At 72.5% G+C, this 1,704-nt stretch carries 2 protein-coding genes; both read right to left on the bottom strand.

Features of this window, described 5'->3' with window-relative positions:
- Nucleotides 1-28: 28 nt before the first annotated feature.
- Nucleotides 29-592, bottom strand: coding sequence for a DoxX family protein (locus ACTIDRAF_RS27385; RefSeq protein WP_157162866.1), 564 nt, complete (start codon nt 590-592; stop codon nt 29-31).
- Between the two features lie 89 nt (nt 593-681).
- Entirely contained in the window at nt 682-1,593 is a 912-nt protein-coding gene (locus ACTIDRAF_RS0205500; protein ID WP_016697719.1) for a 2-hydroxyacid dehydrogenase, read from the bottom strand.
- Nucleotides 1,594-1,704: the final 111 nt, after the last annotated feature.

Below are 1,704 nucleotides of genomic sequence, written 5' to 3'. Positions count from 1 at the left end.
GGCGAACGGCGGCCGGGCCGCCGTCGGCTCAGCGGAAGACGAACAGCACGACCGCCGTGGCGATCCCGCCGAGCACCAGGAAGACCAGGGCGGTGCGGAACGGGAAGCGGAAGTAGGGCCGCCCGCTGTCCAGTGAGAACCGGCCCGGCCCGGTGAAGACCAACGCGGCCGCGGCTGCGGCCAGCAGCAGCTTGTACTCGAAGCCACCGTCCGGGGTCAGGAAGAAGCCCTCGTCGAAGGTGAACACCACCGACGCCACGGCGAGCCCGAGCAGCGGCACCGAGGCCAGCGAGGCCAGCAGACCGATCACCAGCAGCGCGCCGGCCACGATCTCGGTGATCGCCGTCGTCATGGCGAGCGCGCTGGTGTTGGTGAAGCCCATGTCGGCCAGGCTGTCCGCGAAGCCGTCGAGCCCCGGGGTGCCAGCCCAGGTGAAGAACTTCTCCAGTCCGTGCGCGATGAAGATTCCCCCCACCACCAGGCGGAGCAGGAGCAGACCGAAGGCCGGTCCGGGATCCGCACCGGCGTGGTCCGCCGCGCCAGGAGCCCGCATCGGAGTGGTGTTACCGGAATCGCCGTCGTTGTAGTGCACGAGGCAAGGGTAGACACCGCTGATCGACGGTGGCGCGGAGAACCGCCAGATCGCCATGAAGCCGTGACGCCCGGCCGGTGGTGACGGGGTCAGTAGGCGCCCCGCACGACGTTGGTCGGTTCCTCACCCGCTACGAAGAGCTCGATCTGCCGTGCCGCCACGGCCCAGCTCCGCTCCCGCGATCCGCTCACGCTGCCCCCGACATGGGGTGTCAGCACCAGCCCGGGAACATCCCACAGCGGGTGCCCGGCCGGCAACGGCTCGGGATCCGTCACGTCCAGGGCGGCCCGCAGGCGGCCCGAGGACAACTCGGCGACCAGCGCGTCCGTGTCCACCACCGGCCCCCGAGCGGCGTTGACCAGCACGGCTCCGTCCGGCATCGCGGCGAGGAAGGCGGCGTCGACCAGCCCGGTGGTCTCGGGTGTCAGCGGCACCATCAGCACCACCGCGTCGTGCCGGGGGAGTTCCCCCGGCAACGCGTCCAGCCCGAGGACCCCCTCCCGGGGAGTGCGCGCCACGAAGGTGCAGGTGGCGTCGAAGGCGAGGAGCCTCCGTTCCAGTTGCCGGCCGAGGTCCCCCGCACCCACGACGAGCACCCGCCGCCCCTGCATGGTCTCCGTCGGGTGGTAGTCCCACTCGCCCCGCCGCCGGGCGTCCTGGAACCGGGGGAGGTCGCGGTAGATGGCCAGCAGCACCGCCATCGCCCACTCCGCGGTGCTCCCACCGTGCGCGCCCCGCCCGCTGGAGAGCGTGACACCGGCGGGCAGCCGACCGGCCAGTGGTTCGACGCCCGCCGTCAGCAACTGCACCAACCGGAGTCTCGGCAGCCGCTCGACGAGGTCCAGCACCCCCTCCGCCGCGAGGAAGCCGGGCACCAACACCTCCGCCTCGGCGGCCTCCGGCGGCAGCTCGGCGGACTTCGGGTCGAAGAGCACGGGAGCGACACCGGGTATCCGGCCGAGGACCTCGGCACCGAACTCGGTGGGAACCAGCACGGTCACAGTCACCTGAGCACCCTAACGAGTGAGCGGCGAGGGCGGCACCTCCGAGGACCGGTGCGGCCCATCACCGGCGGTGGCCGCCCGGCGGCGGCCGCCGGCGGGAAAGCCGGC

Source organism: Actinoalloteichus spitiensis RMV-1378, assembly GCF_000239155.1.
GTDB lineage: Bacteria > Actinomycetota > Actinomycetes > Mycobacteriales > Pseudonocardiaceae > Actinoalloteichus_B > Actinoalloteichus_B spitiensis.
The sequence above is the reverse complement of the archived record's forward strand: the minus strand, read 5'-3'. Positions and strand labels throughout refer to the sequence as shown.